This window comes from Gammaproteobacteria bacterium CG11_big_fil_rev_8_21_14_0_20_46_22, from assembly GCA_002796245.1.
Lineage (GTDB): Bacteria > Pseudomonadota > Gammaproteobacteria > UBA12402 > UBA12402 > 1-14-0-20-46-22.
On the sequence record PCWT01000054.1, the window covers coordinates 47,644 to 74,143 of the forward strand.

Annotated in this window: 25 protein-coding genes; 9 read left to right on the forward strand and 16 right to left on the reverse strand. The window is 48.0% G+C overall.

Annotation, left to right across the window (positions count from 1 at the left end; translation table 11 throughout):
- Nucleotides 1-82: 82 nt before the first annotated feature.
- From COV52_07890 to COV52_07900, 3 genes are read right to left on the reverse strand one after another with little or no spacing between them, the layout of a single operon-like run.
- Nucleotides 83-1,048, reverse strand: coding sequence for a hypothetical protein (locus COV52_07890; GenBank protein ID PIR10677.1), 966 nt, complete (start codon nt 1,046-1,048; stop codon nt 83-85).
- Nucleotides 1,049-1,063: 15 nt separating this feature from the next.
- Nucleotides 1,064-2,254 carry a hypothetical protein gene (locus COV52_07895; GenBank protein ID PIR10678.1) on the reverse strand — a complete coding sequence of 397 codons (1,191 nt, stop codon included), beginning with the start codon at nt 2,252-2,254 and terminating at the stop codon, nt 1,064-1,066.
- Complete coding sequence (locus tag COV52_07900) at nt 2,251-3,360, reverse strand: hypothetical protein (protein PIR10679.1); 1,110 nt, start codon at nt 3,358-3,360, stop codon at nt 2,251-2,253. Before COV52_07900 ends, COV52_07895 begins: the two co-directional genes overlap by 4 nt.
- A 119-nt stretch (nt 3,361-3,479) precedes the next feature.
- Here COV52_07900 and COV52_07905 point away from each other — a divergent pair, with 119 nt between their 5' ends.
- Nucleotides 3,480-4,547: a hypothetical protein gene (locus tag COV52_07905; protein ID PIR10680.1), complete on the forward strand. Its 1,068-nt coding sequence runs from the start codon at nt 3,480-3,482 to the stop codon at nt 4,545-4,547.
- Between the two features lie 50 nt (nt 4,548-4,597).
- On the opposite strand, the gene COV52_07910 is transcribed toward COV52_07905, so the two are convergent.
- Genes COV52_07910 through COV52_07920 form a run of 3 tightly spaced genes read right to left on the reverse strand, consistent with a single transcriptional unit; the run spans nt 4,598 to nt 7,113 of the window.
- Entirely contained in the window at nt 4,598-5,380 is a 783-nt protein-coding gene (locus tag COV52_07910; GenBank protein ID PIR10681.1) for a hypothetical protein, read from the reverse strand.
- Complete coding sequence (locus tag COV52_07915) at nt 5,289-6,218, reverse strand: hydroxymethylbilane synthase (GenBank protein ID PIR10682.1); 930 nt, start codon at nt 6,216-6,218, stop codon at nt 5,289-5,291. The genes COV52_07910 and COV52_07915 overlap by 92 nt, the downstream gene beginning before the upstream one ends.
- Nucleotides 6,205-7,113, reverse strand: coding sequence for an acyltransferase (locus COV52_07920; GenBank protein PIR10683.1), 909 nt, complete (start codon nt 7,111-7,113; stop codon nt 6,205-6,207). Before COV52_07920 ends, COV52_07915 begins: the two co-directional genes overlap by 14 nt.
- Nucleotides 7,114-7,196: 83 nt before the next feature.
- Here COV52_07920 and COV52_07925 point away from each other — a divergent pair, with 83 nt between their 5' ends.
- Nucleotides 7,197-7,418, forward strand: coding sequence for a hypothetical protein (locus COV52_07925; GenBank protein PIR10684.1), 222 nt, complete (start codon nt 7,197-7,199; stop codon nt 7,416-7,418).
- Nucleotides 7,419-7,502: 84 nt separating this feature from the next.
- Here COV52_07925 and COV52_07930 read toward each other — a convergent pair whose 3' ends face one another.
- Entirely contained in the window at nt 7,503-8,474 is a 972-nt protein-coding gene (locus COV52_07930) for a hypothetical protein (GenBank protein ID PIR10685.1), read from the reverse strand.
- Nucleotides 8,475-8,480: 6 nt separating this feature from the next.
- Entirely contained in the window at nt 8,481-11,009 is a 2,529-nt protein-coding gene (locus tag COV52_07935) for a hypothetical protein (GenBank protein PIR10686.1), read from the reverse strand.
- A gap of 93 nt (nt 11,010-11,102) precedes the next feature.
- Between COV52_07935 and COV52_07940 the strand changes: the two genes are divergently transcribed.
- Both COV52_07940 and COV52_07945 read left to right on the forward strand, forming a co-directional pair.
- The gene (locus tag COV52_07940; GenBank protein PIR10687.1) at nt 11,103-12,128 is read left to right on the forward strand and encodes an aminoglycoside phosphotransferase; all 1,026 of its coding nucleotides are present in this window, start codon (nt 11,103-11,105) and stop codon (nt 12,126-12,128) included.
- Nucleotides 12,129-12,301: 173 nt separating this feature from the next.
- The gene (locus tag COV52_07945; GenBank protein PIR10712.1) at nt 12,302-12,955 is read left to right on the forward strand and encodes a mannose-1-phosphate guanylyltransferase; all 654 of its coding nucleotides are present in this window, start codon (nt 12,302-12,304) and stop codon (nt 12,953-12,955) included.
- Here the strand turns inward: COV52_07945 and COV52_07950 are convergent.
- On the reverse strand, nt 12,937-14,352 hold the full coding sequence (locus COV52_07950) for a dihydrolipoamide dehydrogenase (protein ID PIR10688.1): 1,416 nt from the start codon (nt 14,350-14,352) through the stop codon (nt 12,937-12,939). The genes COV52_07945 and COV52_07950 overlap by 19 nt on opposite strands.
- Complete coding sequence (locus tag COV52_07955) at nt 14,333-15,064, reverse strand: hypothetical protein (GenBank protein PIR10713.1); 732 nt, start codon at nt 15,062-15,064, stop codon at nt 14,333-14,335. Before COV52_07955 ends, COV52_07950 begins: the two co-directional genes overlap by 20 nt.
- A gap of 99 nt (nt 15,065-15,163) precedes the next feature.
- Here COV52_07955 and COV52_07960 point away from each other — a divergent pair, with 99 nt between their 5' ends.
- Nucleotides 15,164-15,508, forward strand: coding sequence for a histidine triad nucleotide-binding protein (locus COV52_07960; protein PIR10689.1), 345 nt, complete (start codon nt 15,164-15,166; stop codon nt 15,506-15,508).
- A gap of 66 nt (nt 15,509-15,574) precedes the next feature.
- Here the strand turns inward: COV52_07960 and COV52_07965 are convergent, their stop codons facing one another.
- The 3 genes from COV52_07965 to COV52_07975 form a co-directional block, all read right to left on the reverse strand.
- Nucleotides 15,575-16,996 carry a hypothetical protein gene (locus COV52_07965; protein PIR10690.1) on the reverse strand — a complete coding sequence of 474 codons (1,422 nt, stop codon included), beginning with the start codon at nt 16,994-16,996 and terminating at the stop codon, nt 15,575-15,577.
- A gap of 163 nt (nt 16,997-17,159) precedes the next feature.
- Nucleotides 17,160-19,289 carry a polyribonucleotide nucleotidyltransferase gene (gene pnp / locus COV52_07970; GenBank protein PIR10691.1) on the reverse strand — a complete coding sequence of 710 codons (2,130 nt, stop codon included), beginning with the start codon at nt 19,287-19,289 and terminating at the stop codon, nt 17,160-17,162.
- Between the two features lie 100 nt (nt 19,290-19,389).
- Entirely contained in the window at nt 19,390-19,653 is a 264-nt protein-coding gene (locus tag COV52_07975; GenBank protein ID PIR10692.1) for a 30S ribosomal protein S15, read from the reverse strand.
- A 156-nt stretch (nt 19,654-19,809) separates the two neighbouring features.
- On the opposite strand from COV52_07975, the gene COV52_07980 reads away from it, so the two are divergent.
- Entirely contained in the window at nt 19,810-20,712 is a 903-nt protein-coding gene (locus COV52_07980) for a phospholipase (GenBank protein ID PIR10693.1), read from the forward strand.
- A gap of 72 nt (nt 20,713-20,784) precedes the next feature.
- Entirely contained in the window at nt 20,785-21,495 is a 711-nt protein-coding gene (locus COV52_07985; GenBank protein PIR10694.1) for a hypothetical protein, read from the forward strand.
- Between the two features lie 10 nt (nt 21,496-21,505).
- Here the strand turns inward: COV52_07985 and COV52_07990 are convergent, their stop codons facing one another.
- On the reverse strand, nt 21,506-22,399 hold the full coding sequence (locus COV52_07990; protein PIR10695.1) for a tRNA pseudouridine(55) synthase TruB: 894 nt from the start codon (nt 22,397-22,399) through the stop codon (nt 21,506-21,508).
- Between the two features lie 65 nt (nt 22,400-22,464).
- Here COV52_07990 and COV52_07995 point away from each other — a divergent pair, with 65 nt between their 5' ends.
- A complete protein-coding gene (locus COV52_07995; GenBank protein PIR10696.1) occupies nt 22,465-23,346 on the forward strand; it encodes a hypothetical protein in 882 nt (293 codons plus the stop codon).
- Nucleotides 23,347-23,443: 97 nt separating this feature from the next.
- Here the strand turns inward: COV52_07995 and COV52_08000 are convergent, their stop codons facing one another.
- Nucleotides 23,444-23,887 (reverse strand): hypothetical protein, encoded by a 444-nt coding sequence (locus COV52_08000; protein ID PIR10697.1) that lies wholly within the window; start codon nt 23,885-23,887, stop codon nt 23,444-23,446.
- A 132-nt stretch (nt 23,888-24,019) separates the two neighbouring features.
- Here COV52_08000 and COV52_08005 point away from each other — a divergent pair, with 132 nt between their 5' ends.
- Nucleotides 24,020-25,279, forward strand: a complete 1,260-nt coding sequence (locus COV52_08005; protein PIR10698.1) for a hypothetical protein — start codon at nt 24,020-24,022, stop codon at nt 25,277-25,279.
- Here COV52_08005 and COV52_08010 read toward each other — a convergent pair.
- The gene (locus tag COV52_08010) at nt 25,196-26,389 is read right to left on the reverse strand and encodes a Bcr/CflA family drug resistance efflux transporter (protein PIR10699.1); all 1,194 of its coding nucleotides are present in this window, start codon (nt 26,387-26,389) and stop codon (nt 25,196-25,198) included. The two genes, COV52_08005 and COV52_08010, sit on opposite strands and share 84 nt — an antisense overlap.
- Nucleotides 26,390-26,500: the final 111 nt, after the last annotated feature.

Consider the following 26,500-nt stretch of genomic DNA (forward strand, 5'->3'; position numbering starts at 1 on the left):
ATTTATTGTAGTTTTTTTCAACTGTTTGCGCTACAACAAATCGCTGCTTTGCCGTTTGTTGTAGGTAATGAGTGGCCTACCTCTAAATCCAGCGTCGAATTCGAAACCAGATCAACAACAAGATCGCAACCAGCACCATCACGCCCAAGAAAATATAAAAGCCACCGCCCCAGTTCAAAGGCGGCATAACCCTAAAATTCATGCCAAAAATGCCGGTGATCAAGGTCAGCGGCAAAAAGATAGCGGAGATCACAGTGAGCACTTGCACCACACGATTCGTTTGGCTGGTCATCAAGGAATAATGCAACTGCATGAGCGAGTCAATTTGAAACTGTAGCTGCTGCGCGAATTTCACGCCTCGCGTGATGTGGCTTTCCAAATCAGCCAAATGCACACGCGCACCACCCGAAGTCTCTTCTTCTTCCAGGTCTTGCTGCCAGAGCATCACAGCATCGAGCTGGCTTTCGCACAAACGGTACAAGCGTTGCATACTGTTTTTATAGGCTAAAAATTCACGCCATTGGTTGAAACGCCGGCCCTCATCCAACATTGACTGCTGCCACTGGCCAAACTTTTCACTGAGCTTGTCACGTAACTGTAAAAACTGATCGGTCATGGCGATCAAGATATGGTAAAGCAGCGCATGGATTTCTTTCGGCGGCTGACGCTTGCCATCGGCTAAGCGCTGAGACACTCGCGAAACGGTCGAGCCCTCTTCGGACACGGATATCAAGACCTTATCAAATAAAATAAACGCCGCGGGCTTAGCTGGAGAATTAATCGGGTCTTTAGAATCAACCTCAACCCCGCGATAAATTAAAAAACTATAATCGTCAGTGGCGTCATAAAAACAGGGATGTAGCTCGTTGAAGCAGTCTTCATAATGTTCTTGATGAAGCTCGAGCTCATCGCGCTCTTTAAAAAACGCAAGCACACTATCCAACTCTTCGCGATTGACTTGCACCCACAAAAAATCCGCATCGGAATGCTTTTCGTTTAAGTCCACAACCCGTGGTTTCGAGCCGTCTGCAAATGCCCAGGTTTTCATCCGCTCTCCTTGTGATTACAACCCTAAATCGCCGCCACTCGCCAACATTAAGCCTTGTCGCAAGGCCGACTGCATCAGCGCCTCTTCACCCAAGCGCTCGGCCGACAAAGCCAATACCAAATATGCCTCGGGCGTTTTCTCTAAACGTAAACTTTTCTCTGCATAGGTTTTTGTGATCGCCCAGGCTTTTGCATGAAAAGCAACAACAGCAATTGTGCAATATAAAGCCGGGCTTGCGGTTTGTTTTTTACTCCAGCCGTCGACCATATCCAGCTGGCGATCGGGATCTTCCAAGCGCACGCGCGCAAACAAACGCAACAACGCATCGTCCCACTCAGATTTCAACTCTTGGCTAATGAGTTTAGCCGCGCGATCATGCTGACCAAAATCAATTAAACGCGCAATATACGCTTGCACAATCGGTTTGCGAAGCTTGATGATTTTCGGTAAGTCTTTCCAAACCGTATCAATATCTTCAAGACTGGCATTGGCATCATTAATCACGTGCTTCACCGCATAATACGCTTGCTGATCCAGTTCATCTTGGTCAATCAAATGCTGCTTAGATAAATCTGGAATTAAGTCCAGCTGGCGACGCCAATTTTTGCAGGCCGCATGGTAACGATAAATCAGCTTTTGCACTTGCTTGTGCTTGGCTGCGCTTTTTTTCAAGTCACGCAAGGTGAGCTTCAATTCATCAAGCTGATGATGCTCAAGCTGCAATTGCGCACGCATTAAACCCACCGCCACAGCTTCGTTCTTATCGACCTTCAAAGCCTCATTTAAATAACGATCACGTCGATCGTACGCCAACTGCTCTTGCGCTGCGCGCGCGGCACTTAGATAATTCACCACAGGAATTGCACTGCTTTTCACACCTTTGATGAGCAAATTTTCAGCGGCTGACCAATCGCCTTCGTGTAAAGCCAACACACCATCGCTGGTTAAACTGTGGGCTTTCTTGCTGCGATGATCCTTGTGCCAACGACGGATAGACCCTGGCGTACCCAGAACACCAAACACAAAGCGCGCGATCATCCACAAAAGTATAATAATGATTGCAATGGCAATAATGAAAAACCAAATCGAGGTTTCCATGCTCCAGTCGCCATAGGCAAACATCACATAACCTGGGTCACGCGAAAGATAGAGGCCCGCGATAATCGCAAGCACTAAAATCACGGCATAAATAACGACGCGCTTCATGAAGCAACCCTCGTCGTCTCAGGCTTTTCAAAGCCCGTCATCACGGCTTTATTTTGCTCGGCCACGAGATTATTGAGCCCCACTAAAGCATCACGAATCGATGGCAATTTAGGGTCCACATCCACCGCCTGAAGTTTTTCAATGGCTTGAATGATCGGCAAGGCTTGTGTTTGGTCATGATCAAAATAGCGCTGCAGCATTGAAACAATTTGCTTCAAGCTTTCTTGGTACAATACGCTGTTGCGCTGAACCAGCGCCCATTGGGCTTGCGAAAATAATAAGGATAAATTTTGCATCACCACATTATGCTCAGCACTCGACAACAAGGGCTCTATGGGTTGATCATGACGGCGCACGACAACCACCTTGCTCAAAGCATGCCACATGCCGTGAGCGAAGCTGCCTTTTTCAGCGGGGTTATTGGTTTTTAAGACATTATTATCTTTCTCTTTAAATTGATTGCGATAAATCGACAAGCCCATTGCCTGCTTTTGCAATGCGTTGAGTTGCATATAAATACCCGGAATATCGACTGACTTCACACCATTAAGACTGGCAATCGCATCAGCCAACTGCTGGCGAACCGGATAGACTTTCGGGTCTGACACGTTAGCCAATCGCGCGTCAGCTGTTTTCAATAGCGCCACTGCGGTGGGAACATCGTGCGAAAAGCTTAAGGTGTAATTCGCTAATTGCACTAGGTGTTTAGCATCACTTAACTGCCACAAACCCTGGCTTTGATGCGCCTTGCCCGCCAAAGCTTTCAAGGTTTGTTGCTCTGCTTGGCTGTTTTGCTGCGCTTGATCCAACTGCGCTTTCAAAGCCGCGATGGCTTGATTATTCGATACGACACTGGCTTCTAAGTTTTGCATCGCAGGGTTTGACGTTTTCGGCTTGGCCACGTGCTGCTCGGCCTGCCAGACATAAGCTGACGCTGCCAAGGCCACAACGGCGATCACAAAAGTAATCAATAAAATGACTTTAGAAAAAAAACCGGCTGTGGCACGCACAGGCTCATCAGCCTGAACTTCTCCACGCTGCGGCACATCGCGCACCTCGTCTAGCGGCTTATCATCAAAATCCTCAGGGCTGGGCTTATCCGTCACGGGCTTTTCCTTAAACTTTCAGTGTTTTGCTAGCTTAGCATAGCGTTTGCGAAGGTCAAAGGCTTGGCTTGACTGCCCACCCGATATTGCTATGCTCTGTTCAACATCAGGAGCGCGCGATGATCCACCTAGTCCCAGGCCCGGTTGAGCCTACCGCTAACACACTGAAAGCCTACGCAAGCTTTCTCGGCTCACCGCGACTACAAACAGCATTTTGGCAAGATTACAGCGCACTGGCCAATCACCTCCAAACGATCTGCCAAACGACAAACACGATGGCCATCATGACCGGTGAAGGGATGCTCGGCGTGCGGGCAGCCATGAAAAGTGCGATCACTGAAGGCAACAGGGTACTGTGCGTGGTCAATGGTCTTTATGGGGAAGGGATGGCCGAGATCGCCGAAGGCTTGGGCGCCGAGGTCACACGCGTAACATTTAGCGACACCGAATTTGACCGTGGATTGTTAATGCAGGCCATCGACCAGGCTCAACCGGATAGCATTTGTTGCGTGCACTGCGACACACCCACAGGCTTGCTCAATCCGCTAGAGCAAATTGCCAGCTTAAAAAAACAATTTGGCGTGGGGCTTTTAATCGTTGACGCAGTTTCAAGCATCGGCGCCACGCCCGTGAATGTAGATGCTAACGGTGTCGACATTCTCATTGGCGCAGGGCCAAAAGCCCTGGGCGGTAACACCGACGTCAGCTTTGTTGCCGTGAGCCCAGCCGCCTGGCATAACATCATCCGCCGCGATTATCGCTTAGGCTATGAGGCCTTACTGCCCTTTAAAGATGTGCAAAATGCAGAGCAACTGCCCTACTTGCCTCATTGGCCAGGCATTGCTGCGCTACGCAGTGCTTGCGAAGACATTATCAACACAGGTTTAAATAAAACATACGAACGCCATCTGATCGCGCGCGATTTTGTGTGCACAGAATTGGAGCGATGCGGCTTTAAGCTCTTTCAACCCGAGCGGGCACTGCGCTCACCCAGCGTGACCGCTGCGTATTTACCCCATGGCATGAGCTGGCAAGATTTCAACACCGCACTGTGCAAAAAAGGCGTGCAGGTCGGACGTGGCGTGGGCGAACACGCGAACACGCTGTTTCGCATCGGCCACATGGGCCCGCAAACAGACATGAAACGCTTGAAAAAAGCGATGAAAATTATTAGGACGTGCCTCTAAACTCATCACTGGGCTGCAAAACAAGCCAAATCGGTAAAAATAGAGGAAGCTTAAAACAGCGTTTTGATCTTATCTACCAAACAGTTTTCATCCATCGATCGCGATACATGAATGCTCGAAAAACCCAAACGAGTCGCCGCATCCGCAATTCGCTGGCTATAACACAATAAAGGTATTTGCTTACAGCACTCACGATACTCGGGCGAGGCGGCGGCCAAGGCAAACATCAAAACATCCACGCTAGGCACGACTAAAAGCTTAGCCGCAAGCTTGTCATCAAACGAGGCTTGCGTAGGCACTCGCTCATACACAGTGACAACATCACATACGATATTTTTCCGGGATAAATATTGCTCAATCACACCGCGGCCGTTTCTGCCCGTGAATAACGCCACGCGTTTCGCCTGCGGCAACACATCAGCCAAGGTCGCGAGCAAGCCTTCACTATCGGGGGTTTTAGCTAACAAAACATGCGAAACTTTTTCAGCTAAAACCTTCGCGGTGGCTTCACCCACGGCGATAAACACAGTGTCTTTCCAGTTGGCATCAGCCAGCAAGGTCTCGCCCTGCAACACAGCATTCACACTGGTGACCAAAACCGCTTCATGCGAAAGACTGGGAAGCTGCGTCGGTTTACACGGTTTGATATCGATAGCCTGAAAGGCTTGGGCAGAAATACCCGCCGCAGTTAAAGCATCCAAAAGGTTTTTCGCACGCAAAGGATCGCGCAAAACAATCACATCACTCACGTGATACACCGAGACTGGCAAGTAATTCAAAGGCGCCTTTTGCAACCAACTCATCAGCCACACGCTGACCCAACAGCAGCGCATCAGATTCAGGTGCGCTATCTTCAACGCTAATCATACGCCCACCTTTGGCGTCGGCCACCAGGGCAATCATGCGCATCACGCCCTGCTCAATAACCGCATGCGCAGCCAACGGCCAATGGCAATCGGCTTTCATGCGTGTAGACACTGCGCGCTCAGCGCTCACACAGGCTTGTGTGGCAGGATCATTTAAGGTGAGCAGACACTGCTGCATAAATTCATCACCGGTACGACATTGCACCGCTAAAACGCCTTGAGCAATCGCTGGAATAAAATCAGGTAACGATAAGACCTGCACGATACGGTCAGCCAAGCCCAAGCGTTGCAAACCTGCAGCAGCCAAAATAATGGCGTCAAAATCGCCAGCGTCTAAGCGGGCCAAACGGGTGTTCATATTCCCGCGCAAAAAAGCCACACGGATATCCGGACGCTTGCGCAGTAATAAAGACTGACGACGCAAACTGGACGTGCCGACAACCGCCCCCTCGGGCAAATCCATCAAAGATGCATGATTATTCGAAACAAAGGCATCAAAAGGATTTCCGCGCGGCAAAAAGGCCGGCACCGATAAACCCTCGGGCATCGCATAAGGTAAATCCTTCGTAGAATGCACCGCAAAATCTGCTCGCCCCGATAACAAGGCTTGCTCAAGCTCTTTAACGAACAAGCCCTTACCACCAATTTTCGACAAGGATTGATCAAGCTTTTTATCGCCCTCCGAAATAATAGGCAACAGTTCACAAGCAAGCTCAGGATGAAGACGCATCAACTCGTCGCACACCAGTTGCGTTTGGGCGAGCGCTAAGGGACTTTTACGTGTGGCGACTTTAAGCGTTCGCATCGCACTCTCGCTTAAGTGCCTCAAGGCGCGCATCTTTTTCGGCCCATTTTTCATTTAACCACGCCTGAAAACGCACACGAAAATCACGGTCATTCGTATAGTCGCCGAGAATTTCAGCCGGAATGGGCTCGACTTTTACATTCACAATCACTTTTTTCACCTTCGCGCCGTACAATTCCCACATCGACGGCGGCTTGCCCCCGCAATACACAATATCCACATGCACCAATTTTTGAAGGCAACCTTGCATAGCATTCACCGTAAACGCCACCCCGCCCGCTTTGGGCTTGAGCAAATGCTTGAACGGTGAGCCTTGGCGATGGGCTTTAGCCGGCGTAAAACGCGTACCTTCAACGAAAGAAATAATACCAATAGGCTCACGACTAAAACGCTGGCACGCTTTTTGCGTGGTGAGCATGTCTTTGCCTTTGAGCTTAGGATTTTTCGCGATTTGCGATTTGGTGTAGCGCTTCATAAATGGGTAACCTGCCGCCCAGCAGTACTGACCCACCAGGGGAATCCATTTCAAACTGTTCTTCATAAAAAAGCGCAACGGCGGAAAATCATGATCTAGCGCGTAATGGAGCATGACAATATCACTGAAACATTGGTGATTCGGGAAAATCAAATACCATTCTTTACGCGAAGACGCTTCAAGCCCCCTGACCTCACACTCCACGCCTGATAAATAACGCGCCACCGCACCGGAACTTGAGCCCCAACACATGGGCAAGTCATTAATAAAGCCTTGCAGGCAGCGGCGAAAGTACGGTACTGGCGTGATCATGCGCACGAGCATCAACAAAAAAGCAAACAAACTGACAAAAGCGCTTAACAGAATGAAAGCGCCCATACCTAAGACGCTCAATATGGCACTCGGCAACCATCGACGCATGACCCTACTCACTTTGACTGATTGATGTAACCGCCTCACTATACCGATTGACCGAAGAATAATCTAGGGCTTATACTGCCAGCATGAAACGAGACGACCTAGCCAAAAGCATTTTTGACAACATCACGCGTTACGTATCAAAAGATAAAACGCAGCATTTGTCTTCAGACCTTAAGCATTTAGCTGAAGATTTAGCAGAGCGTCTAATCCAGCGTTACGATCTCGTCACACGCGCCGAGTTCGAAACTCAAAAGAAAATCTTAGATAAAGCCTTGAAGAAAATCGAAGCGCTTGAGAAAGCGTAGCGAGGAAAACCCGGATTATCACGCCTTCGGCGTTCAATCCATATACAGGCTACACTTCATCGCTAATGTCATTGCGAGCGAAAATCACATGATTTTAATGTACGCCTCAGCACGCAACTGCTGCAACCAGGTGGCCAGCGCATCTTGAAATTGCTGCTGAAACAGCATGTTCTTCACATCGTCTTCGCGTGCCTTGAGGCTCTTAGGCAACTGGGTATTGCGCATACCCAGCAATTTAATCAGGTGGAAACCATTCGCCGCACGTAAGGGTCCTGCTACCTCACCCGGGTTCATCGTCACCACACGCTCAGCAAAAATACTCGGCATGTTCGCCAAGGTACGCCAGCCCATATCACCGCCTTTCAAGGCATCTTGTGCATTAGAATGGCCCATAGCAATTTTCTTGAAGCTTGCACCTGCTTGGAGCTGCTTGAGCAAGGCTTGCGCTTTCTCGCGAGCCGCCGCCACTTCTGCGGGCGACGGTGTCGCAGGCAATGCCACCAAAATATCACCCACGTTATATTCAACTTTTTCAGACTGAATACGCTTTAAAACATCATTCACTTCAGTTTGGCTAATGCTAATATGAGAAGCAACAAAGCTACCTTGAACCATCTGAATCAAAATTTCTTGGCCGATTTCTTTTCGAAACGACGCAACCGTAAAGCCATTTTTTTCCATGCGCTTATACAGCTCACGCGTTGAAATATGATTTTGCTGTGCCACGCGCGTTAACGCCTGATTAATTTGTTCGCTAGAAACTTTTATGTGGTTTTCTTCAGCCAGCTGCAACTGCAAACTACGATTGATCAACTGATTAAGCACCTGCGTGCGCAACACACTGTCTGACGGCAACTCTTTACCCTCGCCCGCGCTTTTAACACGAAGCTTTAGAAGATTAACGTGGCGATCGAGCTCAGCTTGAGTGATGACATCATTATTCACAATCGCAGCGACCTGGTTAATCACTTGTGATTTTGCAGAGGCCACACCTGGCAAGCAAACCAACAAGGCCAAGCACAAACCTAAAAAATAACGTAAGCCTGAAATTTTCATGTGTTATTATCCTGTCTTCAAAAATTGATCGCTGTAATTTTGAACGTAGGACCTCAGCGCATTGCCCACAGAGTCACCACCGTATCCGCCCAAACCTTTGAGCACAAATTGCACAAAGACGCTGGTATTGTACTTAAATTTTCCGGATGTATCTATACGGTCAAAGCTTCGCATCACAACAGCACGAGCCCCCCAGCAGCAACTCTCATAACCCAAACCTGCGAAATAGGTATCGCCAACGGTCTCGCCCCATTGATGGTTCCAAGCGCCAATCAGGTCCCAGCGTTTATGAACCTGCCAATACGTCGAAAAGCCGGCCGATTTTAGACCTGGCAAATCATTTTCTGAGTTCGATACAAAGGTGTAGTTCACATTAAACAGGTGATTCGCATCACGGCTGTACTCTATGGTTGCGTTTTTATAATCAAAGCGGTGATTATACGGTGCCCAAGTCGCACCTAAGGTGCCAGACCAATGCTGCGTTAAATTATACTGCGCCTGGCCCGCCACGGGTGAAAAAGGCCGGCGATCATTCGCAGGCACGGCGTCGCAATTGCCCTGATTGGCATCACACAACTGCACATCACGATTACGAAAATACGCGATCTCACCGATGCTAGCACTGGCTTGCTGCTGGCCCGTTTCACCATTGATCAAACGAGACGTCAGAGCATAGCTCAATTGGTTTGCATCACCAACACGGTCAATCCCGCTAAAACGGTTATCCTGAAACAATTGGCTGTAAGTAAACTGCTGCGCATACGTATCAAATATCGGCAAATTATTTTGATTGTGATAAGGCACATACAAATAATAAAGCTCAGGCTCCAGGGTTTGAATGAGTGACTGATGAAAAAGATTCATCGATCGCTCAAGTGTCGTACCGCCGTGGAGCGTGACAATCGGCAAGCCCGAATTAGGGTTAGTTCGTTGAAGCTGGCCAATATGATCGAGTTGATATTGAGTAAAACGAAACTGAACTTTAGGCGTCAAATATCCCATACCCCCAATAAAATGGTAGTCGATGAGAGGATTGAGGCTTTCCCGATTACCGACCACCGGTACGGTGCTCACATCAGGCGTTTTCTCTTGATAAAATCGTATCGCTTGAAACCCTAAACCCGCGTCCAAACGATGCCAAACCTGAGGATAATCACCATTCACATACAAAGCGGGCAAAGACTCATACTGATTGATAACCGTTGACTCATTGATAGGGTGCAAGGTTTGATACGCCTGAACCAAAGCACTAGCGGACCAATGTGTGCCCTGATAAGCCACATTGGCCGCCTGAAGCAAGTCATTCTGATTGCCATCAAGAATGTATTGATTATTAAAATCTTGCACATAGTAATCGTCACTCACCTTCGTATAATTAGCGCTTGCAAGCCAATTGCTATTAAAGCGAGTGGTGTTGTCCCAATGCAGCGAGTAGCGCTTATCGCTATCATCACGCAAGCGATCAAGCGCCTGTGGACTGCCATTGATATAATCAGGATTATTTAAGGCTTTTTTGCGAAAGCTCGCGAACGCTCTATCACTCGGCACGAAAGACCCGCTCAAAGTACCATTACTTTTATGCGTTAAATACCGAAAACGGCCGTCCTCAAAAAGCCCGCGCAAACTGTACATTTTTGTGTTAAACAAAGCATCGTAGTTGGGCGCGATATTCCAGTAAAAAGGTAACGTGACCGCATAACCCGAGTTCGTTGTATGCTCATAACTCGGAAAAAGAAAACCCGTTTTACGTTTATGATCAAGCGGAAAATTCACATACGGCATATAAAATACGGGCACACTTTTCCAATACAACACCGTGTTCCAAGCATCGCCGCGCTGAGAAGCTTTATCGACATTCACCGTTGTTGAGTGCATACGCCAAGTATGGCAAGCCGGACTACACGTGGTGTAGCTCGCGTCTTTAAATAAGTAATGCTTGGGTTTTGTTTGCGACATGCTAGCAGCCGTGCCCCAAAAATTAACCCCATAAATGTGGCGCTCTGTGCTACCCGTTTTTTGACTTTTGACCTTCTTGACGTCTGGCGTGCCTAAATTCACGCGAAAAGCGGCATCGTGCAAATGCACTGTTTTTTGCTGAAGATTGGCTTGGCCGGCTTTGGCCACAACCATCTCACCGGGGGTATAATAGCGGACACGGCCAAACAAACGCACCGTGCTAATTTTCCCCTGATGATCCCGATCAATATACGCCTTATCAGCCTGAAGGCTTTGATTAGGTTGAGTGACACGCACATGCCCATGCAGCTCGCTACCCCCTTTCAGTGAAAGCTCAGTATTATCTGCGTCGATATCGTAATTATTTGTCTGCGAGCTGAAGCTAAGATTCGGCGAATAAAGAATGGGTAACTCTTTATAGTATCCTTCGCAGAGATTGGGCGCGTTTTTTTGAGGCGTCCAACCCAGAAGGCTCGCAAGCCCAGAGCTAGAAGAAAGATCATGCACATTATACGCCTTGGCAACCCAGCCAACGCTAGAAAAAATCAGTAGTACTGTTACGCGCGCGCGATATCGCATAGCCCCTCCGAGGCCGCTAGCATACAGTAATTTCCCTCGAGGATTAACTACTTTTAGGCCGATATTGCGAAGAGCTAGGCCTAATGATAGAGTGTGCGCTCTTTTTATGGCGAAAAGCTCATGACGTCACGCAAAGCAGCCTTAACACACTGGCTTGAGCAATATCTAGACACATTCACACTCACCGACCATTTAGGCGACGCGAGCTTTCGCAGCTACTGGCGCATCCAAACTCCCACGGGGCATTTGCTTGCCATGGACGCGCCAGTTGAGCTTGAAGATTGCAAGCCTTTCGTGGCCGTCGCAAAGAGTTTTGAAGTACTGGGCCTTAGGGTCCCGCACATCCACCAGCTTGATTTAGCACAAGGCTTTATTCTGCTCGACGATTTTGGCGATGATATCTTGTATCGAGTGCTTAATACTCACAACGTTGACGTTTTATACAAACGAGCCATCGACGAAATCCATACCCTACAGCGCTGCCAAGACTTTAACGGTGAGAGAATACCCGCCTTTGATCGCGCGCACCAACAACGCGAACTCGACGAATTCAAGTCTTGGCTTTTAGAGCAATACCTCGGTATAAGCCTCGACAAAGCAACCCTGGCTTTGCTACACAAAACAGATGAAACATTATTGTCAGCTTGCTTGGCTCAACCACAAGTTTGTATTCATCGTGACTATCACAGCAAAAACCTATTACGACTTGCGAATAATGAGATCGGCATCATCGATTTTCAAGACGCCATGATCGGCGGCGTGTGTTACGACCTCGTTTCACTTGTGCGCGACTGCTACGTCGATTGGCCTGCAGAACAAGTGTATAGCTGGCTCAATTATTTTGTCGACAGTCTTCACAGCCGCGGTTTATACACCAGCATTTCAAAACCAGAATTTGAATATTGGTTTGATTTGACAGGCATGCAGCGCCATTTAAAAGCGAGCTTTATCTTTGCACGAAAATACTTGCGAGACGACAATGACGGCTACCTAAAATATCTAAACCGGACATTCAACTACGCTGAATGTGTTTCCGCCAAGTACCCTGAACTTCATGACTTCAACACTTTCTTACAGGAAACTGTGCTGCCCAAACTTCGCCTGAAGGTGGTAGCATGAACGAGCGCGGCTTCAACAAAGCCCATCGCCTTCATTCCACAAAAATTTCGCGGCGAATGAAGGATGAGGTGCGAGGCGAAGCCAAGCGAGACACCGCAGTTTACTCAAATGTAAATGAGGATGGCGAGCGCGGCTTCAACAAAGCTCATCGCCTTCATTCACCGCGAAAAGCGATGATACTGGCGGCGGGCCTTGGCAAACGCATGGGCAACCTTACGCAAGACACGCCCAAAGCTTTATTAACCGTCAACCATAAACCTTTGATTGTTTACCGCATCGAACAGCTTATGTCTGCCGGTGTTAAAGACATCGTGATCAACGTACATCAACATCGCGAAGCTTTCGAACAAGCCTTAGGCGATGGCTCACGGTTTAACTGCTGCATTCAGTATTCCTTTGAAGATGAAGTCTTAGAAACTGCTGGCGGCATTATCCAGGCGCTGCCTTTGCTTGGCGACCAACCTTTCATCATCACCAGTTGCGACACACTCACGGACTTTAATTTTTCTACATTGATGATTCACGATCTTGGCGAGCACTTGGCTCATTTGGTCTTAGTCGACAATCCGCCCCACCATCCGGAAGGCGACTATGGCCTTATCAACGGGCAGGTCTCACTAGAAGCAAAACCCAAATACAATTACGCAGGGTTTGGACTGCTCCACCCTCAACTGTTCGCAGGCCTTGTGCCCGGTAAACGCAAAAAAGCCGAAGTCTTTGCCGATGCGATTCCAAAGAAGCTAATCACTGGCGAACACTATGAAGGACAGTGGATGAACATTGATACACCTCAACGCCTAGCACAAGCTCAAGGTAGTACGCATTGAATCCAGCGCACAATACGTTGCGTGCGCGATGAAAACAAACGCTCTGCGTAATAACTGCCGGCCACACGCTTAGAAATTTCACTCAAGGTTGGGTATGGCGCAATAACCGTCGCCAGTTTACTGATAGGCATATTTTGCTGCACAGCCAGTATCCACGGCAAAATCAACTCGCCTGCATTGTGCCCGACGATACTGCAACCTTGCACACGGCCTTTGGGGCTGACAATCACTTTAATTAAGCCCGCCGTTTCTCTTTCAGCCTGCGCGCGATCATTATCTTTGAAAGAAAAGCGCAGTACGCGACAACGTTTCGCCTGATTTTCCTGCAAACCCACATGCGCTAACTCAGGATCAGTGTAGGTACACCAAGGCATCGCACGGTAATCCACTTTTGCAGGCCAAGCAAACAAACTATTGCGAATCACAATCCCGGCGTGATAACTCGCCGCATGCGTAAATTGAAAACGGCCGGCCACATCACCGACAGCAAACACACGGCGATTGGATACACTTTGCAAGCGCGCATTCACCACAATGCCTGGACGATCGTGTTTCACTTTAGCCTTATCAAGACCCAAACCATCAAGATTTGGCTTTCGCCCCGCTGCCACCAATAAATGCGAACCACTGATCACTTCTTGCTTACCCTCAGCCGCGATCAACACATTGATACTTTCAGAAGCCTGCTCAACGCGCTCAATCGTCACGCACTCGTGCAACTCCACGCCTTCTTCTACAAAGCGCTTTCGCACAACATCAACCAACTCAGGATCATCTTTAGGCAACATTGTCGCCATGTCCAACACCGAAACACGGACACCCAGGCGTCGATGGGCTTGTGCAATTTCACAGCCAATGGGTCCAGCGCCCACAATAATCAAATGTATGGGCTTCTCTTTTAAACTAAATATCGTTTGGTTTGTAAAATAAGGCACTGTGTCCAAACCTGGAATCGGCGGCACGCTAGCGGTTGAGCCTGTCGCTACCACAAATCGACGGGCTTTAATTTCGGCTTGCCCGGCTTTCACGGTTTTATTATCAATAAATTGCGCGCGCGCTTTAATCACCGTCACGCCTAATGTTTTAAACCGTTTTTCCGAGTCATTTGGGCGAATAGCTTCAATCACGCCGTGTATATGATCGTGTACTGCTTGATAATTAACCTCGGACACACTCGCTTCAACCCCAAAGCGCTTCGCTGACTCAATGGCTTTAGCGTGTTTGGCACTGGCAATCAAAGCCTTAGACGGCACGCAACCTGCATTGAGACAATCACCGCCCATCTCAGCCTGCTCGATCAAAACCACTGTAGCACCCATTTGTACCGCACCGGCTGCCACGCTCAAACCACCTGAACCACCACCAATCACACACAGATCAACCTTTAAGGTTTTCATCAGAGCCTTCCTTTCGTTTAAATCGTTTATACGCTATCGGCATGATCGAAAGCGCTGCCAGCAAAATCAGTGGAATCAAAATTTGCGGCTCAAACACAATCGCCCAATTAGGCGCCTCATTGCGTTCAAACACACTGCTTAAACCATTGCCCACTGCCACATAAACCAAACTGCCCGGAATAATGCCTATCAGTGTTGAGAAGGCATACACAGCAAAACGTACATTCAATAAACCCGGCACAATATTCACCAACCAAAAAGGAAACACCGGCAACAACCGTAGAAACAACAAATAGCTCAACGCGTTGTCTTGAAAACCGCGCTCAAATTTTTTAAGCCAGGGGCCAGCTTTTTCACTCAAATAATCCGCAAAGGCATAACGCGCGGCCAAGAAAACCACGCAGGCGCCGAAAGTTGCTGCAATCACGACCCAAAGAGCGCCCCAAACCACACCGAATAAAAAACCTGCGCTCAACGTGAGTACCGTCGCACCCGGAAACGAAAACGCCACAGTAATGATATATATCGTCATGAACGATAAGACAGCCAGCACCGCGTGCGTGCGTGCCCAACTGACCAAGGCTTGATGATGGGTTTTTAACATGGAAAAGCTTAAGTAATGATGCCAGCCTAGCGCAAAGAAGAGCAGCAGGCCCAAAAGCAGCACAGCCACAGGAATGAGTCTAAGAACTTGAAAGCGCACCCTATCCATTTGGCAAAATTTTTCCATAAAATATTCAAAAGCTTAGCAGGCTATTGGTTTTTTGCAAAAAATTCGTTAGCCTCATACGCTATTACTCAGGAGATGCACATGTCAGATTGTTTGTTTTGTAAGATCATTGAAAAAACTCTGCCGGCGACCCTTGTCCACGAAGACGAACACTGCCTAGCTTTCCGTGATATTCATCCACAAGCGCCCGAGCACATCCTGATTATTCCCAAAAAACACATCGCCACGCTGAACGATTTAGAAGACATTGATCAAACACTGGTCGGTCACCTGGTGCTCACCGCAAAGAATCTAGCCAAGCAAATCGGGGTCGATCATAACGGCTATCGCTTAAATTGGAATTGCAATCGACACGGCGGGCAAGAGGTGTACCACATTCACTTGCATTTACTTGCCGGCCGACAAATGACCTGGCCACCGGGTTAAGACTGGGATAGGGCATGGTTTTTGACCCATGATACTTGCTGTTTAGCACGGCGACAGATTCAGCGCTTATATCAGCAAAAAATAGTCTAATGGCACAAAAAGCGTCTTCGCGTTTTCAGCGATGTGTAAACTTGAAGAAGAAATCACGAGATTATAATCCGAGTTAATTTTCTTCATGCTTTTAACGACCTGCTCTGTGGTTTTTTCACCCATGCCAACCTCAATTATTAACTGCTGACGATTTAATATTTGCAACACAAAGTCAGCCCCGCCTTGAGTGCTATCGTAGCGCATAGAACCCTGCCCCCTAAGAATGAACTCTCTGTATAGATGGGAGCCCACCAAATCTTCCAACAACTTTCCTTGTCTGGCCAAATAGGTGCTCTCCTGTCCAGTAAAGTAAAAAAACGCCATCCTAATCGCAGGTGACATAAAAAGGTATTTATTCGGTTTTTTCGCAGCACTCATGTTAGAGCCATAAGCGGGCACTTTTATCAGCAACTCTGCTTTTTCCAGGGCCTCAAGAATGCTGCTAATCGTGTGCCGGCTTATCTGAAAAACCTTCTCGAGCTTAGCCAAGCTCGTTACATCATTTTCAGCCAAAACAAAAAGAATCCGCTTAACAATACTGAGCGTTTCTACAGTAAATTTACCCACATCTGGCAAATCAAACTTAATTATTTTATCAAGAAGGGATGAGATCGAGTCATAAATGCTCACCTCACTTGGCATGGTTAACGCAAATGGAAAAGTACCATAAGAGAGAAACTGCCTAACATCTTTTCTATCAACACCTGACCAATATTCATTAATCGAACCACTTAAAGTTAAGAGCTCTGACTGCGCTTCTTCTGCATTATGAGAAAAATAAATGGCTTGGCGTATCTTTTGCTTTAAGCCCTTTGTTGGAAACACACCACTCTTTATCATTTGATATTCAGTAAATGACAAAGGAGACATTGTTTCAAAAATTGCGCGACGAGCCAGATTAGCTGTCGTTTGCAACGTGACTGCCGAGGAGCCAGTACAGCAAAAAAATACACGCCGGGTTTTCTCAAACAGTGATTTAAGCGTAACAGCCCATTTCGGATCAGCCTGTATTTCATCAAGAAATATAATCAAGGGTTTCTCTATACTTTCCAAAGCTTGCCCAATGATTTCTTCATACGCAGCAATCAAATCAGCAATGTCTGCATTCAGTAAATTTTTCGCGTCTTCAACAGACAAAAACAAACAGGTCGACGAAGCCTGGTAAGCTGTACACAGCTGGGCCATCAACGTAGTCTTCCCTACACCACGAAAGCCAGGGATAAACACCATCTTATGATTGGACGTCTGCTCTAAAAAACTACCAATATAGGAAAACAGCTTGATGTAGATAAAGCGCTGAGGGTATTTCTTACCGCTAATATCATGGATAAATCGCTTTAAACGATCATCATTACTTTTAATCTGCTGTTGAAGGTAATGCACTAAGTCTTCTTTCATATCTATTACAGTATACAAGAAACAATGCTTTGTAGTATATCATAATATACAAGAAGCTCAATAAGCCTATAAGCCATTGTTATTAAGGCATTTTTTGAGTAAATTCTTTGCAGCAAAAAACCGGGCAACGCCCGGTTTTTTGTTATCGATAAAACAGAAAGTTTTATTCGTCAGACGGTGTCTCTTCGCCCGCCGGCGCTTCTTCACCCAACTGCGATGGCTTCATGCTCAAACGTACGCGACCCTGGCGATCAATTTCGATCACTTTCACACGCACTTCCTGGCCTTCTTGCAGCACATCTTCAACCTTTTCAACACGGCCTTCAGACAACTGCGAGATATGAACCAAACCGTCCTTGCCCGGCAAGAATGACACCAAAGCACCAAAATCTAAAAGCTTGGTCACCTTACCCTCGTAGATTTTATGAAGCTCGGCTTCAGCGACAATGTTTTCCACCATCTCGATCGCTTTTCTACCAGCATCACCATCAACAGCGTAAATTTTCACCACGCCATCATCGTCGATATCAATCGTTGCGCCCGTGGCTTCGATAATGCCTTTAATGGTTGCCCCACCTTTACCAATCACTTCACGCACTTTTTCAGGTTTGACTTTCATCGTTAAGATACGTGGCGCTGTGCTTGAAATTTCTTCACGTGGCGCAGATAAAACTTCATTCATTTTACCTAAGATGTGCAAGCGCGCTTCGCGAGCTTGATCCAAGGCTTGTTGCATAATGAACTTCGTGATACCTGTGATTTTGATATCCATTTGAAGGGCTGTCACACCATTGTCAGAACCCGCCACTTTAAAGTCCATATCGCCCAAGTGATCTTCATCACCCAGGATATCAGTCAATACCGCGAAACGGTTGCCATCAAGCACTAAGCCCATCGCAATACCGGCCACCGGAGTTTTAACCGGCACGCCCGCGTCCATCAAAGCCATGCTGGTACCGCATACGCTGGCCATCGAACTTGAACCGTTGGATTCCGTGATTTCAGACACCACACGCAAAACGTAAGGGAATTCTTCGTAACTTGGCAATACGGCTGCGACACCGCGACGCGCTAAACGGCCGTGACCGATTTCACGACGTTTTGGACTGCCCATCATGCCCGCTTCACCCACGCAGTACGGTGGGAAGTTGTAGTGCAACATAAAGCGGTCTTTGAACTCACCCGACAAAGCATCAATAATTTGTGAATCGCGCTCCGTGCCTAAAGTGGCCGCCACAATCGCCTGCGTTTCACCGCGAGTGAACAATACCGAGCCGTGCACTTGTGGTAATAGACCTGTACGGATAGTGATAGGACGCACTGTGCGCGTATCACGACCATCGATACGTGGCTCACCGCTTAAAATACGTGAACGCACAACGTTTTTCTCAATGCTAGCAAAAATACCGGCCACATCATCCGCCGCAGGGGCTGTGTCGTCGCCTTCTTGGCAAAGCTCGGCAATCAAGGCATCACGAACAGCGTCTAGCTTTTCTTTGCGCGCCATTTTGTCAGAAATTTGATAGGCCGCAGTGACATCGGCTTCGACTTTCGCTTTGACTTGATCGATCAACGCCGTATTTTTCTCAGGGGCTACCCAATCCCAACGCGCTTTACCACCTTCTTCGACCATTTCATTGATCGCATTGATGACGACTTGCATTTGTTCATGACCATACCAAACCGATTCTAGCATCACGTCTTCTGGCAATAGATTGGCTTGTGATTCCACCATCAAGACAGCGTCTTGCGTGCCGGCAACCACCAAGTCCAAATCAGACGTTTTCAACTCTTCTTCGCTTGGGTTTAATAAATATTCGCCGTCTTTGTAACCCACGCGCGCAGCACCAATAGGGCCAGCAAAAGGCACACCCGACAAAGCCAAAGCCGCCGACGCACCGATCATAGCAGGAATATCCGTTTGAACCGCTGGGTTCAAAGACATCACTGTCACCACCACTTGCACTTCGTTTTTGAACTCTTTCGGGAACAATGGGCGAATTGGGCGGTCGATCAAGCGTGAGATCAAGGTTTCTGATTCCGCCGGGCGACCTTCACGTTTGAAGTAGCCGCCTGGGATTTTACCCGCCGCGTAAGCTTTTTCTTGATAGTTGACGGTTAAAGGGAAAAAGTCTTGGCCTGGCTTCATGTCTTTTTTGGCGACCACTGTCACCAAGCACACGGTGCCTTCTACGCTGACCAAAACAGAAGCGGTGGCTTGACGAGCAATTTCACCGGTTTCAAGTATGACATTGTGCTTTCCGTACTGGAAAGTCTTGCTGATTTTATTCACTGATAATTACCTTATATATGACAGGCCCCGGCATTGCTTCCAGGCAGCCCACACCGTGGGCAAAAGTGCAGAGGCCTTATTAAAAAGAAAAGGCTGAGTCTTACGCGATTTCGCGCAAACCCAACTTTTGGATCAAAGCACGATACGCTTCAAGTTTCTTACCTTTCAAGTATTTCAACAACTTACGACGTTGGTTTACCTTTCTAGTCAAGCCAACACGTGAGTGAAAATCGTGTTTATTGGCTTTGAAGTGTTCCGTTAATTTTTTGATATCGGCCGTTAAGAGCGCCACTTGCGCGTCGATTGAGCCTGTTTTACCGCCATGCTCAGCGATAATTGCTTGTTTTTCTGCTGCAGTTAGCATGCATTTCTCCACGTTCAAATTTTAAAAAGCGCGCCATTCTAAACCGAAGACTGGCAATTCACAAGGGCTGTCAACACATCTTGACTAAAATTTTGGCCTTTAGCGGCCAATCCATGTTAAAGTGCGCGCCGCTGAACCCACAGACGAGAACACAGCGTGACAAAAAGACTGATCAACAGCCTCATCTTAAGCAGCCTACTGTGCGTCGCTTTTGCCGCAAACACAAAACCCAAGCCTCAGAACCTGGATACGACGCTCACAAAAATATCCGGCAAAAAACCCTCAGAGCTGCAAAAACACATCAAAGAACAGAAAAAAGCCAGCGAGACACCGCTCGGCATCAGCTTTTTTGAGCCCAGCTACATATTGCCGGTCTACTACACAGCCAACCCAGACCAAGCCGTGTATACAGGGCACACACCCGATGGTCAAAAATTGAAAAACCTCGAGTTCAAAGGCCAGCTGAGCTTTATGGTGCCGGTCTGGCGAGACATGTTTGGCAAGCCCGACCTCAGCTTGAATGTGTCGTACACGCAGCTATCGTATTGGCAGTTTTACGCTAAATCCCAATATTTTCGAGAAACCGACTACGAGCCCGCTGTCTTTCTTTCGTATAATTTTCATAAAAACTGGCTACTCTACACAGGCATCGTGCACCAGTCGAATGGACGCGGTGGTGATATGGAGCGTAGCTGGAACCGCGCTTACCTGAATTTCATGTTTTCCCGCGGGCGCTGGATGTTTAGTGTAAAACCCTGGGTTTTGATTTTCAAAGCTGACTCTAGCGATTTACACAATCCCGACATTCGCCGCTACCTTGGCAATGGCCGCTTACTCATCGCGTACAAACGAGGCCGCAATGAGCTATCATTTATGTCACGCAATAACCTACAAAGCGGCTTTAAACGTGGCGCGATAGAGCTCACGTATAGCTTCCACGTGCTGCCGCATTTTTACATTTACACCCAATACTTTAATGGTTACGGCCAAAGCTTGATTGAGTACAACCACCGCACTCAAGCCTACGGCATCGGTATCGCCTTGAATGACTGGCTCTAAGCACCCCCCTTTGTGGCTTGACTTAATCAAAGCAGAACCACTAATATAAAATGCACTCAAGGATGAAAAACTATGCGCACAATTTGGGCCGGCATTTTAATCTTACTCTTATCGACTCACGTTTTCGCATTAATCCCCGACCCGACTCATCCTGAAAAGCCCGCTAATTGCCAACTGCACACACTCTATTGCAAAATCATGGAGCTGCAGCCGGAGAGTGACCCGAAGTGGGCAATGAATTTATCCAATGCCCTCATCAAGCACGCGAAACAGTACAACATGGACCCCTGGCTATCGCTCGCGATTGCCATGCAAGAAAGCGGGCTGCGCAACATTCACCGAAACAATAAAACCATCGTCTTTAAAGAGCACTGTGAACAAGGCAAACCCTGCGAAAAAACTTATGATATTGTCGAGGGTCACTCAGACATCACGGTGTTTCAACTGCACGTTAATACCATTATCAACTACGGCATCGATCCGCTGCGCCTGACACAAGACTTGGATTACCTAGTCGATTGGCACTATCGTATTTTAAAGCGCAAACAACAGGAATGTCGTTCTTACGAGCGAGAAGCTTGGGCGTGCTATCACAGTCGAACACCGGTTTTGCACCAACGTTATGTAAAACAGGTCGCACAGTATTATCACGGTGAAAAAACCATCACAAACGATGAAAAAAGCGCGCCGAAAAAAATCGTGGTGGTCGAGAATAAATCGAGCGCCTTAAATAAACTCAAGCAATCGTTTATGGCTTGGTTTACACCCAAGGCAAACCCCTAAACGTTGCCGCCTAAGCCAGCATGCGCTTAGCTGCTAACACTCGCTCATCGTCTGTTCTGGCCAAACCTTTAAACGCATCATCCTGATAAATACGCACCAAGGTTTTTGCAGGGATAGCGTGGCTGGCAGGCGAGACTTTCTGACCATGACGAAGCTTGGCCACGCTTTCGGCATCTAAGTCACAACGCATGATACCCTCAAGTAATACCTCAACAGGTAACAAGCGAGCGCGCAAAGCCTCGATACCTTTTTGCTCTTTAATGGTTTCTAACTTATCCAGAGATAACATTTGGTCAGCTTTAAACGGGCCGGCTTGCAAGCGTCGCAAGCTTTGTACATGCGCACCACAACCGAGCTTTAAGCCCATATCGTCAATCAAAGTACGAATATAGGTACCTTTAGAGCAATGCACGTCCAAGGTAAGACTGTCACCCGAATAATCAATTAAGCTCAGCGAATAAATCGTAATACTTCGCGACTTACGCTCCACGCTTAAACCTTTTCGCGCAAGCTTATACAGCGGCTGCCCTTTGTGTTTTAACGCAGAATGCATCGGCGGCACCTGTTCGATATCCCCAAGAAATGAATCAACAACGTCTTTAACCGCGTCTTCCGTGGCATCGATCGCCTGCTCATCGATAACCTCACCTTCTGCATCACCTGAGTCCGTGCGCACACCCAGCTTAGCTTGCACACGATACGCCTTGTCGGCATCCAATAAATACTGAGCATATTTTGTCGCCTGCCCGAAACACACGGGCAACAGACCCGTGGCCAACACATCTAAACTGCCGGTATGGCCGGCTTTTTTCGCCTGAAACAAACGGCGTACTTTTTGCATGGCCTGGTTCGACGACATGCCCTGCGGTTTATCCAATATCAACACACCGTCAATGTTTTCCATGCTTGTCTCTTCAAAATAAAGTGGGCAGAGTATACCATGTAAGCCATTTTACGACAGGGGGCAACATGAGCATTATTCAACGCCTAGACACCATCACAAGCTGGCAACCCGAGCACACGCCCGACAACAGCGAGACTTCACTGGAGCAAGGCCATGTCATTTATTGCCCAAACCTGCATTTCTCGCTCAGCGATGATGAGCAACGCATCATCACACCCACCGTCGTCGCAAAAAATCGCAAAAACGCAAGCTACAACCCCAACAATGACAAACTTTCCGGTGTCTGTGATAACACTGAGTTGCAACACACACTACACACGGTGATGAAACGTTTTGCCAGGTCGGCTGAACGGTTCGCTCACCGCCTCCTACCGCATTACGCCGAACAGTTAAGCTTAGGCCGCACCAGTTTTCGGCCTGTGGAAATTGATGGGCGTGAAGCCCCCTCGATTCGAAAAGATGATAAGCGCTTGCATGTGGATGCGTTTCCAAGCACCCCCATGCAAGACAAACGCATCTTACGTTTATTCTGCAATGTTAACCCCGAAGGCAAACCGCGCTGCTGGCGTACAGGCGAGCCGTTTAATCAGCTGGCTGAGCGCTTTGCCAAAAAACTCAAAGCCCCTTTTCCCGGTCTTCGACGTGTTTCACAGCTTTTGGGCATCACGCGTCGCTACCAAACCTTGTATGATCACTACATGCTGGCCTTGCATCATACGATGAAAGAAGACACCGCGTATCAAAACAGCATCGCGCAAGAACCCCTTGCACTCGCCGCCGGCGCTACTTGGCTATGCTTTACCGACAGCGTGTCACACGCTGTCGACAGCGGACAGTATCTCTTCGAGCAAACATTTTACTTGTCGTACACCAACATGCAAAATCCCGCCTTATCACCGCAAGCGATTTTGCAAACGCACTTCAAAGACGATTTGTTAACAACCTAGACACTCTCGCCTATCTTCGGCCTCGGGTTGACGAGTATCGCGAGGATAACCCGGGGAAATAAACACAAAGAGACAGGCAAACATCGATGCAAGAAAGCTACGGTGATTTAACCGTCAGAATATAATTACCCGCGCACCAGCTATCGGCATACGCACCATAAAAATACTGGCCGCCACGAAAGCCCACACTGGCAAACGTCATTTTCGTTTTAAACACGCTGCTTTTAGGCCCATCGATATACTCATCGGCTGTGCCATTAACTGTGATCAATCCGGATGGCTGCGCTTGTTGATCGAGCTTAATATTTTTCAACTTGATCACACCCGCCGCCGTTAATCTATTTTTTGCAGGGTCAAAGACTACCGGGTCCATGTTTTCACGGCAAATGGCATCGGTGGTTTGAGGGTTAACCGCTCGCACGTCATAAAACTGCAGCTCTTGCGCCTGGCGCAGGTGAAACAGCGAAGATTGCGCCAAAGCACTGAAAGAAGAAGAAACAAGAAGCAGAATGCTGAAACTGTGTTTTATACCAGAAGACATACGCGGCCCTCTAAAATGAATAGCGCCTAGCTTACGAGATGTACGCTTATTTTTCAAGACGACGCCTCAGTTAATACTCAGTTAATAATACCCGCATACACTCCCACCAAGATTTAAAAAAAAGGGGCGCCCATGAAACAAGAAAAACTTAAGGCTATCTATGTAGACATCAGTAATTTTGCTGAACAGAGAGAAATTGAGCAACTGTGCCAAAAATTAGGACAAAAAGGCATTGTTTTCACATTTAAACATCAAAAAAAATTCTTTGCTTTATTGAAAGCATTGGAAGACAAATATCCGCACTGCAAACTTTTTGTCGTTTCCACTGAATGCAGACATTCAAAACAAAATGAACTTTTAGAGAAAATTATCAATAGCAACCTCGAAACAGAACTTGGCCCACAGTACAAACAACTGCAATTAAAGATTGCATGCATCATGCAACCTGCCGCCAGAGGTGAGACAGTTATGCATCGCTTTGCCAACGCCGCCCAAGCCCACGCAAAACACATAAATGAACTCGAGGCTGTTATGTACATACCCCCGAAAGGTCAACACAACGCTAATGCAACCGAGCATATTCACCATCAATGCACAAGTTTAACAGGCTGCCTAGAGGCATTGGGCTTTAGCGAAAGCGCCATCATAACAGCATTAAAGCAAACCCTACCCAAAGCGCCACCACGTGATCGCAGTATGTACAGACTAACAGGGGAAATCAGGGCAGCGGCAAAAGCAGAAGCGCAAGTGCGCCAGCAACCCGCCGATCTTTTGTCGAGCCCGCCTCCTGACTCAAGCGAGCACTCGCCACGCGGCGAGATAGCAGACCTTGGCGCGCTTCGTCGCGTTGATTCAATCGACGCTTTTCCGGTAAACCAAGTTTCCCAGCCATCACCCGCATCAAGCAGCAGCGATATGCGGTCCCCAAGCCATCCAGTTGTTTCTTCTTCGTTTGAATTACGACGATACAGTGAAAGAAATAATTCTTTTGATGCGGATGCTATACGCGAAGCCTTAGAAGCGCTTCAATCCGCAACTCAACTCACCAAAAAAGAAGCACCCCCTCCAGGACAGTCGAGCACGTCACTGTGGCTACGATTACAGCCCCCCGCTGAAACAGCGCCAAACGCACAGAGCGAAGAAACTGATCTTGATAGAATGCGCTCAAACGTGACTCAAAACTGGCGAGACGGCGCAGCCGTGGTCGAGGCAATAGAACATCGCGGTGATAGCGCCACAAGCAGTAGCGTAGTACAGCAAGCTCAATTATCTTTCAGTGCCAATTTAGCCGCGTGGAGAGCACGTGAATCAGCGGCGCGAGCGCAACAGCCCCCAGTACGCAACAGCGGCGATGAGAGACAAGACGAACAAGAGACTAGCCAACGGCCTTAAGGAAGTTTGCAAAAGGCTCGCTGAAATCGCGGTAAATGCGCCAGCGCCTAAGTTTTGCAACCCCCCCAGCAATGCGCCGGCGGTACCGGCGCGGCGCGGGAAATTCTCCAAGGCACCTGCTGTGGCGGCTGGAAATAAAATGCCACCGCCCAGCATATAGACCGATACCGGTGCGATCACCAAACTCACAGACAGGTAACCTTCCCAAGCAAAATAAAACATCACCGCACTGGATATCACCAGCACCAACACGCCCAAGCGTATAATCGAAGGTAATTCAAAACGGTGACTGCAGCGACCGGAAATATAGGCGCCCAACAAATAAAATGGCAGAGGGATAACAAACAAGACACTGATCACCTCAGGTGATAGATGTAAAAGCTTGCTGAAGATCACCCCGCAACTCGCCTCAAATACCGAAACCCCGGCAAAGGTCACCAGCAAACAAAACATATTGCCCAAAAAAGCACGGTGTAAAAGAATTTCTTGGTGATCTTTTAGCAAGGTTTTAGGGCTCGCGCGCAGCTCACCCAAGTGTGGATTGGTTTCTTTAAACGAAAACCATTGAAACCACAGCACGAACAAACCAAAGACCAACAAGAAGATAAAATTGGCTCGCCAATTAAAGCTGGCCGTGAGCAAACCGCCAATTAAGGGCGCGATCAAGGGCGCAACGATTAAAGCCATGCTGATATAGCTGGACACGCGATGCAATTCGCGGCCCGAGTACAAGTCACGCATCACTGTGCGCGCCATCACCCCACCCACACCGATACCCATGCCTTGAATCAAGCTGCCGATGAGCAAAGTACTGAGCACATTTGACGCCGCAGCAATCGCCGAACCCACGGCAAAAATGATCAAACCAAATAAAATGGTGGGGCGACGACCAAAAATATCCGACAACGGGCCGTAAAAAAACTGTGACAAGCCATAGCTCAGCAAGTATGCCGCCATCACCGTTTGAATGTGCGTGGGGTCGACCACGAAATGCGTGGCCATTTGCCCCATGGCCGGCACATAGATTGTGTTACACATCTGTCCGACAGCGGCAAGCGTTGTGAGCAAGGCCAAAAGTAACAATAAAGGAGGCTTGGTGATGATGTTCATGATACCGCCCGGGAAGACGAAAAACTGGCGCGACTATACGCCCAAAGCCCAAACCCAGCAAGCCATTTTAAATGCTCAATATCACCACTGGGCAGAAATGCTTTGGTCATG